The sequence below is a fragment of the Sphingobacterium sp. Ag1 genome (assembly GCF_000988325.1).
In the GTDB taxonomy this organism is placed as follows: Bacteria; Bacteroidota; Bacteroidia; order Sphingobacteriales; family Sphingobacteriaceae; genus Sphingobacterium.
Genome location: NZ_LBGU01000043.1, coordinates 310,715 through 324,370, shown reverse-complemented (window position 1 = coordinate 324,370; position 13,656 = coordinate 310,715). Strand labels below are relative to the sequence as shown.

The window sequence follows — 13,656 nt, the reverse complement described above, 5'->3', positions numbered from 1 at the left end:
TTTATAGTATTTCCTCACCTACTATCTCCAGATTATAAGCAGCTTGCGTCAGGCTTATTGCCTCAGCAGCTCCTGTATTGACAAGTTTTTCCGTCGACGAATTTAATTTCACATAATAGGCACTATCGCTATCCTTTTTACCCAAGATCAAACCATATCCTCCTCTCTTGAGATAGAGTGTCATTGTATTTGCTGTCATATAGGTCTTCACGATAACTGAATTGTTCGATGAGATGAATTTTAAAGACAGATCTTCCATAGACATTCCCGAGCTGTTTGTGATCGTGACCGTCGTTACATTGCTTGAAGCCAAGCACTCCCCATTCAGCGCAAAATATAACGTCCCGTTCTTATCAAAATCCTGCTGTGCTTTCAGGTCTGCATCTGCCTGACTGACCGTTGATGTGTAAGTTCCTTTTGGGATCTCATAGGTTACCGATGTACCCAGATACCCTGAAGAACAACCATTTCTATTCACGGTTCGTAAAAACTCGGCATTTTTGTATTCAATCAAACAGCTACCATTTTGATTGGCATAATTCTGAAGATTTTGGTTTACATAATTTCTGGCCTGCAGATCTGCATCGGCCTGGCTGCTATTGGAAGTAAACTGTCCCGGGGAAGCAACAAAAGTCACATAACTACCCACTGTGCCCACTGCACAGTTATTTCTCCTAACCGAGTCCCTGGTCAATATGCTGAAATAAACTTCCTTATAGGTACGACTACCAATATTATACTCATTTGCGCCCATCATATCCAGGTCATCATTCAGAGAGTATTTAAGTTGTTGGAGGTTATTATAAACAAATTGTTTTGTCTGATTTCCCACCAACTTCGTTACAGCTTGAAATCTATCGAATTCAAAAAGAGCATAATTTGCATTCTCTGGTAACAAAAGCAATTCGTCAATAGCAGCTGATCCCTGCAAGGTCAGTGTCGAAGTATTCTTAACCAGATGTTTGTATCGATTCCAGCCATTCCGGCTTTCTGTCAAAGTGCTCTCTGTACTACCTGTTATGGTTAATGGTGCTGCCGCTGTTGTCCAATAATAGAGATTATAGTTCATGCCGCTATTCAGTCCTGATTTAACAATAGCTCCATTGGCTAAATTATAAGATCTGCCACTGAGGTAGCCGCCAGCAGCACGATTTGAGCTGGCTATATTGAATCCAAATTCCTTAGGTAATTCGAAGTTAGCCAAAGCAACATTAGCTTGAACTGAATTTTGAATTTTTGCCACTGGAGCTCGCAGGTTATCATTCCATATGTAAGACATATCTACCCCTTTATTCAGTTTTTGGCCTATAATTCTAATTTTGCTATCATATTCAAATGCTCTACGTTCTTCCCATATGGCTGCATTGTAATTTGCAAACTGGCCGTTAGTCAACTGAAATAATTGTGCTTTACTTCCATCTAGTGTCTGAAAATTCTTCATCTGCACAATATGATTTGTTGTGGTTCCCAGATTGATAAAATTGTTCAAAACAGCACTGATCACATTGCCCTTTCTTATATTATATTCCATGATTAAAGGGTTAAAACCGGTCTGCCTGAATTTGTTATAATGGACGTAGTTTGTTATAGTTTCAGGAAGGTCAAGTCCATAGATGGATTTTGTCGTGCTACTATCACTGCCGCTCAACAGCTTTACCGTCTTCGTTAATTGATTGTGATAACTACTTTCGTAATAATATTTTTCAACATTGCTGATCTTGTCTGCGCCAAAATAGGTATTGTTGATCTTTTCTTTTAAATACACATGTTTTGGGAATAAGGCGTATACCGAAATATAGACGAGTGTTAATTTGGGCGGAATCGCTCCCGGCGAATAGCCTCCAACATTGCACAGCATAGCGACATCTTCAGTAACCGTCTTAAAAAATTCCATGCGGTTTTCCATTCCACCGACATTTTTCGTTTCATAGTTATTGATCTCTTCCGAAAGTAGTACATTCTGTCTGTCAAAAATCTTTTTTGATTTTAGTTTGCCGTTCAGGGGGTTAAGATAATCCACAGGTAAATATCTGTCTGACGGGAAGTTAGTCCCTAAATATTGCTGATTGTAAACGCTGTCATAATGCGAATAAAAGCGCTTAGGTGTCTCGTAATCCGAATAGAATACATATTGTGTATAACCATTGTTTACGCCAGACTCCTGCACGGTTTCTCTAACGTTTCGGTAAGTCACAATCGGCAGTTCCTTAGTCGAATTAAACTGATTAACATGACTTCTCCAATAGACATTATAACTTGAATAACCCGAACAATAACTACTGAGAAGACGTCCATGCCTAGCAGGAAACATATTGAGCACGCCGGAGGAACTGCTGCTACCTTCCTCTGTATAGCTCAAATTTCTTTCCCAAAGATATTTATTGCTCTTAATATCGAACATTTTTAGATTCTTGATCCGTATACCACCAACAACATTTCCATCAAGAGGATTATAAAGACTATTATAACTATCATAACCATCTTTCTCCGTAATATAACTATAGGTATTGGGTTCATATTCAAATTCCTGCCTTCTACCTTCCGAATACTCTATCCCCGTCAGTGACCACATCATGGCATAAGGCCATTGTGGTTTAAAATCCGGGTAAGACTGATCAATATTAAGCCCACTCGCCTCTCTGTTATTATAATACTCCCAATAGTCATGCTTTTCGTAGCTATATTGAACGCTTTGACCAGCAACAGTGGTAGGCTCATAATAGGAAAACTTATAGGAATTGGCAACTGTCTTACTGTCATGGGAAATGATAGCCACGGAATCCAATCTTAATCTTCCGGAAAACGTAAATTTGCTGTAGTAGAACCTAACCTTTTTCTCGCGATTTCCGAGATTGTCAAATACCACTATTGAATCGAGCTGATCGGTATAAAACAGCTTGATCTTTTGAAAATTTGTCTTGATCATATCACAGAAAGCGGCCATTTTACCCCCGGTTCCTGATGGTCGATCAATTAAAAATAACCGATCACTGCCACTATATCCTATAGCTCTACTATTTCTACTTTCATAATCAAGAGGATGTAAAGTATATTTATAAGTATAATCGAAACTTATGGTATCCAGCGTATTTTCATCGATGATTTTGTTGAGATACCAAGAGGTTATTGGTCCATTTTTCCAATCGTATTTTGGTAGTTTCTTTTTATCATAATCTGAAAAAATATATTTCATTCCATTCTCTAGTCTCATTTCCCAAGGTTGAAATTTTCGGATCATCATACTATCCGTATACATTCCTAAGGGGTAGAGATTACTAAAAGTTTGATTGGTCTGATATAAGGTATCAATCAATAAGGTATCGATAACACTAGTCTGTATACTTGCCTTTGATTCATTGCCCGAGATGAAAGAAAATTTGTTGTTCACACCCAGAGAGAACTTCGCAGAATATCCTGGCACCGACACATTGTAAATATCTGGTTCAAGATCTCGATAACCATTATCAATAAGGCTAAAAAAATCATTATTCTGAGGTGCAAGATTCTTGTCGTTCACAAAATTGACCAGACTACCCGCATTTGTTTGCGGAATATTTAACAACAATGGTTTCCCATCACTAAAATATCCGCCCTTTATCCCCAATTCTACAAGTTTTAAGCGGGTTGCATCTTTCTGTTCACCCTGATAGCTGTAACCAGCCCGAACACCAGATTTATTATAGGGATAACTTATCTCCAAGATGGGTTCATTATTCTTAAAATATCTGGCTTTTACATCCTGCCTTACATCAAGTCCTTCATCCGGGAGTGACCTGATACTTCTATTAATGGCTCCGCCGATATCAAGAAACCAGCCTACACCGACTTTGTTGGACAGGTCGGAAACTTTAATTCCCCCGCCGTTGTATTTGAGCTGGATGGGAAAATTGATCGATTTACCCGCAATATCCAATAACGGAATTGAAATATCGACAGTTCCCGTTGAATAATTAATTGGCAATTCAGAAAACTTGTTCATCTGAGCCGATGTAGGCTCAATCGGAACAAATTTCTCTTCTAAATTCACTGTATTATTTTGCTGTCCCAACACAACACTAGTGAATAGGACAAAACAAATGCTCCATAGCAATCTCATAATTTACTTAGGTTAGGATTTTAATTAGGCTATAAATTGGTTTTAAATTTATTTGAATAGAAATTTTATTATTAGCTCTTGTTTTTGACTGACTTAATTTTCTGTTGTTGCTGCCTGACAGTTTTATTTAGTTGAATAACCTGAAGTGTTAACTCTTCTATTTTTTTCAAGAGAATCTTGTTCATCTCTCCCAAAGACACTCCATTTGTTTCAACCTCACTTGCTTTAGGTACATCGGGCAAATGGCCGTTCTTTTGAATAAATTTTTCAGTTTCTTCCAGTGTAGGCAGCTTATAATCTTCTTCGAAAACATAGTCTGCCCAGCCCGAGGTCTCCACTTTAATTTCTTGGCTACGGATCTTTCCCTTGACGGCCAGATCATAATCTCCTGGTATTTCGGTCTTAATACCTACCTTTCCGGCAAAGTAAGAATCACCCGCACCAACCGGATTATCCAAAAGGGAACTCAACGTAGGTTCATTACCATTAACTTCTTCCAGTCTCGGCCCATAGAAATACTGCCTATCGCTTACGTTTGTATCATAAAACAAGTAGGAGCGGTGACGAGTGACTGTCGCTGTCGCGGCAAACTTGAAATCAACAGCTGAAAGCACTTTATTCCCTGTTACTCCATCATACACCCCGCCAGAACTAACTGTCGATGGATCATTTGAACCATGCACATAACCAACCAATAAATACCAACGGTCTAGTTCCGGAAGATTACCTGTCCAGAAATAGGCATTATTATTAGCAACTCCGGCTAGTGAATTAACCGCTCCGCCACAGCCCAAATAAGTTGTCCCTGTTTTCGAATTCGTTTTCTTAATCCATACCGTATATCGATAGGTTTTCTGATGATTTATAGTAATATCGGTAGTATTCCATCCACCGTCTCCATTTTGGTCTCCACTCGGAGTTCCCTTCCAAACGATGACTTGTCGGCCTTGGGGGCCAATTCCCCATTCGCGTTCATTTTCCGTCGTAAGACCATTGGCAGTAAACCCGGTAATCCCGCCGGAACCTGCTATCCAGTCATTTAGATTTAATAGATTTTGTGCATGGCTTCCCAGAGCACATGCGCTAAAGGCAAACAGAAATGCCGACTTTAATTTATTCATGGTTAAAAAACTGGTTAATAAAATATGTCAGAAACAAAAAACAATAATAGGGTTTATTTTAGCCGCAATTTTATCGCTGCTTTAGTCCTGGCTAGCTTTCTATTTATGGTTATTTGAATTTAAAAATTTTTAATATTTATTTGCTGTATTATTTAAAAATATTTTCACACGGTTAGATATGGAGAATTTTTAACTCTCCTCATAATAATCAATGTTGCTTCACATTTTATTCGTCAACAATTTATAGTTGATTTTTACGGTGCAGAAGCGCTACTCTACCCTTCTAACCAAGCCGTTCCACTCCATGTGATAACCTTATTTAAGGTGGTGTCGATAAATCTTAGTCCCGTACTCCTCGCGTCCAATCCTGCTGGCCTATTTGCTGTTGTGTTAGATTCTATCGGCGAGACCCCTGCTTCATAAAGCTTGGTCGCATTGCTGATTCTTAAGCGGCGTCCTGTATAACTGTTTACGATCGAATAACTTAGATTCGATCCCACTGTTCCAATTATAAAATAATTATATTGAGCAACTAAATCAGCATTTATTCTAATACCATCTATAGATACATTTGCAGCAGTGGAACTGGACAAGCTAATCGTATCGCTGAAATAGGGGTCCGAAAAAACAACCTGATCAAGTGTAACCTTTTCAAAACTGCAGTAGAAAAGCTGCTTAGTATTTACAATCGTATTTCTTACATCAATGTTTTTCAAGGTAACTCCTGCATTTCGCACGATATTATCTCGATCATCTTGACCTTTTACTATCGTACAATTATCCAATATAAAATGATTGATTACTCCCCCCTCTTGTGTAGGGAAGCTTAAGTTTCTGACGACACTATTCCTAAAGCTAACAGATTCCATCTGAGGATTTCTATTATTTACAATGGGATACTCTCCGCAGAAACTTATATTTGAATTAACACATTCCAAACTATTTACATTGACCGTAATGTAAAATAGCGGTACGACAGGTGAATAATTACTACTATCGATATAAATGCGGTCAATTGTAGTATGTCCCGGAACCAGCGATGGTGTATATACCTGAAAATTAGCATTAAAATGATCAACTTTCACCTCATTGATTGTAAGTGGAGCTAACGAATGGTGTTTAAACCCTATTGAAGCAGCTCCTAAATTATCCACACATTTTATCTCGCTAAGCAAAATTGAATCGAGTGCTAACGCAGGAGGATTGGCGTTTCCCATTACTGCAATTTCGGGTTCTTGATGAATAAGCGATGTGACCAATACTCTTCCGCTGTTTGCTTGTAAATCTTTCCTAAAAAGACCGGTCGCCTTTTTAACATAAATATTTTTAGCAAACACATGGACATATAATCCCCAATATTCACCTGCTATATTAGTAATTTTATTCTCTTGCATAAATAGACCTGCAAAAGATAGATTATAGCTTATCGCGGGTGAAATAAAATTAATATTATTGACTTCAACCCGATAGTCCGTCAAAGTTCGGTTAGAAAAACCACTCCAAGAGGGGTCAGCATAACACAGGAAACCTAACATCAAACCATCATATTCTCCATTATTAATTTGAAAATCTGCTACGTAAGCATCGAAAACAACATTTTCAAGAGCAAACGTTGCTTTTTTATTATCATTAGGATGGAATACAATACAATTATCACCTTGATGCAAGGTTGTACTTTTGTCATTAATTATGAACAGGTTTTTTATCTTATGCGCATTTTTAAACCCCAGCCCTCTAACCGGATTCTGTCGAGCGGTAGTAAATAGTAAGGTCTTCGGAGCTACTATAGAATAATTACAAAAATCTATTTCATAGATATTGGTTCGATCCAAATAATTGCTAAATTTTTCCAATCTATCGTCTTGTCTAATTGTAGCAGAGTCGACTATACCATAATATGCCGGATGGACGCTGCCAACAAATCGATGTTCTAATTTAATTGCCTGTACCTGGACAATGCTCCCCCCATCATCAGTGTTCACAGTATTGGACAGAAAATATTTAATTGGACATGGGGTATCTCCTTTCTCATAATATCCCAATAATTCGATCCCTGGAAAGCATCCACTTTCCAATGCTACAATTTCACAGGCAGATAGGTTGCGCATATCTGCCATCGTATTCTTAATTAAAAATTGATTTGCCATAATTCTTTTCTTTTAAAGTATATAGCAAAAGTAGGCTGGCTTGTACTGCAATCTGAGGAAAAGAAGTAGTATGTAAGCGGTAGTGAAGAGATACCGAAAAGTCTGAATATTTGCCATACTAATGAATTTGACGATAGTTGAATAGGACACTATTCCCCCATCTGACAACGTGCATAAGCCATACAATATTGATTTTTCCGAAAAGGTAGAAGGAGTTGCTGAGCGCCACCAAAAGTAGGTCAACGGGCAAGCATATTCGGAAAATCCCTCCTGGTAGGATGGATTGATTCTTGCATTCATGATAAAAGGTTCCATGATATTCGCGCTATTTGACGCTGCACTAGAAAAGTTTTTGTGTACTTTTAGTATGGAGAATGGCACAGGAGATAAGCAATAATTTATTCAAAAAATGGGTTATAGAAGTTATTTATATTTAAGAAAAAACAACAGAAATTTATACATCTTTGAGGCAAACAATTCTTTGCCATTTTTTTGGATTGCACTTATAAATAAAACAATATTAAAAAAATACTTTCAGGATTGGCAAAAGACTCTAGCGGATCAAGAAGCCCGCAATCAACAAAAATTTGAACAATTTTCAGAATACAATCCCAACAGTATTACTATAAGCGAACAGGCTTTAAATATAAACTCGTCGAAAAACAGGATATTTTTAAAAAAGCATTTTCCAGAAACACTTCCATTATTTGATGATTTTATCACTTATATCAAAACGCAATTTGAAACCGACGACAAGCTTGAAATTGACATCACTCAATTGTCCGCATTTTACAATTCGCTAAACAATTTCTATCACGTACTAGAAAATGAATTGAACGCAATAGAAACAGATAATCCCGCCGACATAAATTTTTTGGTAACTGAAGATTTAATAGGACAAGGAACGGGATTTGTGATGAGTGACAACAAAGAATTTTCATCATTTCCGTCTTATCAGAAAGAACTCAAAAACAGAAAAACCGCGGTTATTGTAGAAGAACAAAAATTGAACAAGAAATCTCTGGTAATTGCCGTTATCTTATTTCTGTTATGCCCTGTTTTTTCAATAATTGCATACAAAATGTATAAAGACGAAGGGCTTACAGGAATGATCGCATTAATAGGAATTTTAAATTTAGGGTTTTATTGTTTTTCGATTTGGTCTCTAAAAAAAGAGCTCAATACCTTTCTTGGAAAGAGGACTTGACTTAGCCTAATCATGATTGACCATAGCGGGAGTAGACATTATACTGGAAACTATAATTATTGACTAAAGCACTGATACGCACCCCTACCTCATCATTAAGATCTATTCTTTCAGTTTGCTAAATAGCTGTGTTGCGGTTTTCAAATCCAATGCCTCCATGTCCACAAGCTTTAATGCTTTGACCATGTGAAGCGTACCGGTCTTGTACTTTTGAAAGTGTTCGGTTTTCAAATGGGACTGATAGGCTTGCTGATCTTTGTACATTTCCAGTATTCTTACCTGTGTTGGATTATCTTTTTGGAACATGGGGAAGATGGCAATTACGCCCGGTTCAAGCCTTACGGATGCTTCCGCTTCTTCTTTCAGTATGATCTTGTAGTGTTCTACATGCTGGGGATGTATTTCGATTTCTGAAATGCGCACCATCATTCCCTGCTGCTGGGCATGAGCATTGTTGGTCATGCAGAAAATTATTGCTGTTGCCAGTACAACCTGCAACGAACATCTAACCCAAACAGGGTACTCAAAAATATTTTTATACATATCATTTAAATGTTTTATAGTGCTTACTTTTCCATTGTAGAAATAACAGTTCTTGCGGTTTCGGCCCGCTCCTTGCCTACTGTTTTTTCAATAACTTCGAACAGTGTCATTATCTGTCCTACTGTAATGCCTGTATTTGATCCCATTCCGATATGCGCCAGCAACTGTCCCTCTGTTCCCGCCATTGCCGCTAAAGCAGAAATTGTAACCAGTTCCCTTTGCTGATAGCTAAGCACATCACTATTGAAAATATCGGCAAAAAGATGTTCTTTCAGGAAGGCATCTATACGTGGTGCAAACTCTCCGAAACCGGGAGCAGGTTTTGCCTGTGCTGTCTTCGTCAATGTCTCCAGCACTTTTCGCCCCTGTTCGTATCTGTCGGCTGTGCTGTTCTCCGCTACGATTTCCTTTCCAATATTATCCGTTATGCCTTTTGCTTTTCTTTCTTCCAAAACGGTTTTGAATATATTGAGGGCATTGAGGCTTCTTGGAAAACCACAGTAGGCATATAGTTGGACCAAAGCTTCTTTGATTTCATTAATGGAAACTCCCGCATCGAGAGCAGCGTTTAACTGTACTTTCAGGTTTTCGAGACCTCCTGTAGCGGTAAGTGCTGAAATAGCAACTAAGCTTTGCTGCATTGCATTCAACCTATCCGCACTATTTTGTGCATTCATTTTATTTATTTTTAAGAGGATAATAGCAAAAAACAATATCCATTTTAGGAATTTAAATTTGTGCATAATATCGAATTCTAACTGCTACTTAACCGCTACCTTATATTCTCCATCAGTAACAGGTTCAAGCCAGATGTTCTCGTTTATTTGCGGATTACATGCCACACCGATATGTGAAAACCAGCTATCGGGTGCAGCTCCATGCCAATGCTCTACATTTGGCGCTATCTCAACTACATCTCCGGGATTTAACCGGCGGGCTTTTTTTCCACGCTCCTGATAATACCCTACCCCTCCTATACAAATAAGTATCTGACCTCCTGTGTGCTTATGCCAATTATTACGGCAACCGGGTGCAAAGGTGATGTTATTCATCGGTACATTGAGGTCTTTGTTGGATGTGAGCGGTGCATTCCAGGATTTTCCGCTAAAATATTGTGCAAAGCCTGTGTTTTCATCTCCCGTTGGGAAATCACTGATTTTTGGTACTGTTGTCTCCATTTTATTTGATTTAATCTGACTGAATGACTGTGTACAAGTAAACAGTACAACAATTGTTAGGATAAGAAGTTTCATTTTGTCCATTCAAAGTAACTGTTACATTCTCCGTTCCCCATGCAGAGGCCAAAGCTGCTACACAGAACGGAAATCCACCCTAGGATTGTCAAAAGGCATCTTCTCACATCTTTTACTTTAAATATTCCCTAAAGAATGTTTCCAACTTGCCGAAAGGAATTACATCAGTCCTGTCGTATAGGTCAACATGGACAGCATTCGGGATAATAAGTAGTTCCTTTGGTTCAGATGCAGCTTTAAAAGCATCTTCGCTAAAATAACGGGAGTGCGCTTTTTCCCCTGCAATGATCAAAAGCGGCCTTGGCGATATCTCTTTGATATAGGTTAATATGGGCATATTCATAAACGATAATGCATTCGTTGCATTCCATGCTCCCGTTGAATTAAGTGAACGTTCATGAAACCCTCTTGCTGTGCGATAGTAATCGTAATAATCTTTCACAAACGGTGGTTCATCGCCTTTCAGTTTTTCGGGATTTAATAGTGGTCCGGCGTGAAAGCTTCCTGCTTCCGCATCTTTCCAGCGTTGCTCGCCCAATTGTTCCAATGTTTTTGTACGATCTTCTCGTGTAACAGCATCATTATAACCTTTCGACATGACCCTCGTCATATCGTACATGCTGGTCGTCGCTACCGCTTTTACCCTTTTGTCGATTGCAGTCGCATTTAATGCGAAGCCTCCAAATCCACAGATACCAATGATCCCAATTTTGCTTCGATCAATATTTCTCTGTATCCCGAGGAAATCTACTGCCGCACTGAAATCTTCCGTGTTGATATCGGGCGAAGCAACGGCGCGAGGTTCCCCGCCACTCTCTCCCGTAAAAGAGGGGTCAAATGCTAAAGCTGCAAAGCCACGTTCTGCCATTTGGTTGGCATACAATCCTGAAGACTGCTCTTTTACCGCTCCGAATGGGCCGCTAATGGCAATTGCGGCTAATGGCTCAATCCCCTGTTTTTTGGGAAGGTAAAGATCTCCGCTCAATATAATCCCATAACGGTTTTTAAAACTCACTTTCTCACGGACTACTTTATTACTTAACTCGAAGGTATAGTGTTCTGTTGCTGTGTTCATTTTGCTCAATTTATTACCTGATTTGGTCTGGCTGAATGCCTGTGTAAAAACGGCCATGATCATAAGTATAGTTAGGGTTCTCTGTTTCATTTATCTTCGATTGATTTAATAATTTTTGCCGGTACGCCTCCCACTATCGTATTATCGGGAACATCTTTTGTTACGACCGCACCTGCAGCCACTATAGCATTTACACCGATGGTGACGCCCGGAAGAATACTTGCATTTGCACCGATCCAGACATTCTTTTTAATATGGACACGCCCGGGGACCAGAGACTGCCGATCTGCTGCGGCTATAGGGTGCCCTTCTGATAAGATACTGACCTTCGGAGCAATGAGTACATTATCTTCAATTGTAATGCCTCCTAAATCCAGTAACGTACAGTCAAAATTGATAAACACATTTTTTCCTATATGGGTATTTTTACCATAGTTGATATAAAGCGGAGTAAAAACAGTAACACTTTCATCGATCTCGCGGCCTGTTATCTGGCTTAGAAAGCTTCTAACTTCTGTAGGATCCACACTGTTGTTCATCTGAACGAGGAGCTCTTTTGTCGCGTGTGCGGCATCAAGCATCTTATAGGCTTGCGGATCATTGGACGATATCATCTCTCCATTTCGTAACCGCTGAAAAATGTCTGTGGGGTTTGATTCCATATTTAAAGTAATTTTAAGAAACACCATCATATGGAGTATAGTTTACCTCCACCATGGTTATACAAATTTCTTCTTTTAACCAGGTTGATTGTTTATACAGGATACGGATTTATTTACCAGTTTTACAGATTACGCCCGATCATGGGAAAAACAGATTGAGGTTTAGTAGATTTGAATTCAAATTTATTATGTTATGGAGCAGGTCGAAAGATATGATACGGTCAATCAGTACAATGACAGCATGGGGGTAGACACCTTGCATCCGCTAGTCAGTGTCGTCAATTTCAATGAAATACCAACTGTTCAAAATTTCCGGCGTTATATGGGCATTTATGCTGTATTTCTGAAAAATATTAAATGTGGCGATATGCGGTATGGGTGTCAGCCTTATGACTATGAAGATGGAACATTGGTATTTGTATCGCCCGGACAGATTTATGGAATTGACAGTAAAGGTGTTGCCATAAAGCCATCCGGGTATGGACTTGTCTTTCATCCCGACTTTATAAAAGGAACCAATCTGGGAAAGCATATAAAAGATTATACCTTTCTTTCTTATGAGGTGAACGAAGCACTGCATTTATCCAAAAAGGAGCGCAAAACCATTGTGCATTGCTTTGAAAAAATAGCAGAAGAAATTGATCAAAATATCGACAAGCATAGCAAAACATTGATCGTTTCCAATATTGAGCTTTTGTTAAATTATTGCCAGCGTTTTTATGACCGGCAGTTTATAACAAGAAGCAATGTCAATAGTGATATTCTGGTACGGTTTGAGAAGTTGTTGAATGACTATTTCAAATCAGACAAAACACTTTTACTGGGACTTCCCTCGGTCAGTTATTGCGCTGATCAGCTACATCTTTCTCCGAATTACTTCGGAGACCTTATCAAAAAGGAAACAGGAAGCACAGCATTGGATTACATACAAGCTAAATTGATAGATGAAGCGAAAGAAAGAATCTTTGATCATTCCAAAAGCATTAACGAAATCGCCAGTGAACTAGGCTTTAAATATCAGCAGCATTTTACCCGCCTTTTTAAACAAAAAACGGGAGTTACACCGAATGAGTATAGGAATTTAAATTGATAAATCCAAAAACTGTAATGCAAGAGGATCTGGGGCCTACGGCTTCTACAAAAATACAGACACCAACAACGGTGGAAATACTGGTGGAAGAAATGGTTCCATCGTGAGAAAGAGCTAAATCAATGTCGGAATTAACAGGGACCGGATCCGACCACTAAACAGGTTAATCGAAAATTGCATAAGCCTACTGTAATGAAGATTTCCTCCAACATAATTTGGCTGGTGTAGCTTTCATATCCGCACTCTGTCATTGCAGTTCCATCATTAATATAAATTCCTGCGTGAATTACGTAGTGCGAAATACCTAAAGCGCTACTATTGTTTGCTTTAAAGCTAGTTAATGTTAGAATAGTTGCTAGACAACCGAAGCTATTCCAATAAGTTTTAAAAATTTAGCTTCACTTTGGTATAAAAGGAAAATTATTAAAATAAAACGCTAGTATTGCATCTGTCTAAAAAGAC

At 38.6% G+C, this 13,656-nt stretch carries 10 protein-coding genes; 2 read left to right on the top strand and 8 right to left on the bottom strand.

Annotation, left to right across the window (positions count from 1 at the left end; genetic code table 11):
- Nucleotide 1: 1 nt before the first annotated feature.
- The 3 genes from AAW12_RS18980 to AAW12_RS18970 all read right to left on the bottom strand — a co-directional run bounded on the left by AAW12_RS18980 (nucleotide 2) and on the right by AAW12_RS18970 (nucleotide 7,364).
- Nucleotides 2-4,096: a DUF5977 domain-containing protein gene (locus AAW12_RS18980; protein ID WP_156167703.1), complete on the bottom strand. Its 4,095-nt coding sequence runs from the start codon at nucleotides 4,094-4,096 to the stop codon at nucleotides 2-4.
- Between the two features lie 71 nt (nucleotides 4,097-4,167).
- Nucleotides 4,168-5,217 (bottom strand): tail fiber protein, encoded by a 1,050-nt coding sequence (locus AAW12_RS25700; RefSeq protein WP_053003820.1) that lies wholly within the window; start codon nucleotides 5,215-5,217, stop codon nucleotides 4,168-4,170.
- Nucleotides 5,218-5,492: 275 nt separating this feature from the next.
- Complete coding sequence (locus tag AAW12_RS18970; protein WP_046675196.1) at nucleotides 5,493-7,364, bottom strand: hypothetical protein; 1,872 nt, start codon at nucleotides 7,362-7,364, stop codon at nucleotides 5,493-5,495.
- 409 nt (nucleotides 7,365-7,773) lie between these two features.
- On the opposite strand from AAW12_RS18970, the gene AAW12_RS18965 reads away from it, so the two are divergent.
- Nucleotides 7,774-8,571: a hypothetical protein gene (locus AAW12_RS18965; protein WP_046675195.1), complete on the top strand. Its 798-nt coding sequence runs from the start codon at nucleotides 7,774-7,776 to the stop codon at nucleotides 8,569-8,571.
- Between the two features lie 102 nt (nucleotides 8,572-8,673).
- Here AAW12_RS18965 and AAW12_RS18960 read toward each other — a convergent pair whose 3' ends face one another.
- The 5 genes from AAW12_RS18960 to AAW12_RS18940 form a co-directional block, all read right to left on the bottom strand.
- Nucleotides 8,674-9,033 (bottom strand): putative quinol monooxygenase, encoded by a 360-nt coding sequence (locus AAW12_RS18960; protein ID WP_084823237.1) that lies wholly within the window; start codon nucleotides 9,031-9,033, stop codon nucleotides 8,674-8,676.
- Between the two features lie 104 nt (nucleotides 9,034-9,137).
- Nucleotides 9,138-9,791, bottom strand: coding sequence for a carboxymuconolactone decarboxylase family protein (locus AAW12_RS18955; RefSeq protein ID WP_197084095.1), 654 nt, complete (start codon nucleotides 9,789-9,791; stop codon nucleotides 9,138-9,140).
- Nucleotides 9,792-9,875: 84 nt separating this feature from the next.
- Nucleotides 9,876-10,292 (bottom strand): cupin domain-containing protein, encoded by a 417-nt coding sequence (locus AAW12_RS18950; RefSeq protein WP_197084094.1) that lies wholly within the window; start codon nucleotides 10,290-10,292, stop codon nucleotides 9,876-9,878.
- Nucleotides 10,293-10,479: 187 nt separating this feature from the next.
- Entirely contained in the window at nucleotides 10,480-11,532 is a 1,053-nt protein-coding gene (locus AAW12_RS18945; RefSeq protein ID WP_046675193.1) for an alpha/beta hydrolase, read from the bottom strand.
- Nucleotides 11,529-12,104 carry a sugar O-acetyltransferase gene (locus AAW12_RS18940; RefSeq protein ID WP_046675541.1) on the bottom strand — a complete coding sequence of 192 codons (576 nt, stop codon included), beginning with the start codon at nucleotides 12,102-12,104 and terminating at the stop codon, nucleotides 11,529-11,531. Before AAW12_RS18940 ends, AAW12_RS18945 begins: the two co-directional genes overlap by 4 nt.
- A gap of 193 nt (nucleotides 12,105-12,297) precedes the next feature.
- Here AAW12_RS18940 and AAW12_RS18935 point away from each other — a divergent pair, with 193 nt between their 5' ends.
- The gene (locus AAW12_RS18935; RefSeq protein ID WP_046675192.1) at nucleotides 12,298-13,194 is read left to right on the top strand and encodes a helix-turn-helix domain-containing protein; all 897 of its coding nucleotides are present in this window, start codon (nucleotides 12,298-12,300) and stop codon (nucleotides 13,192-13,194) included.
- The last annotated feature ends 462 nt before the right edge of the window (nucleotides 13,195-13,656 follow it).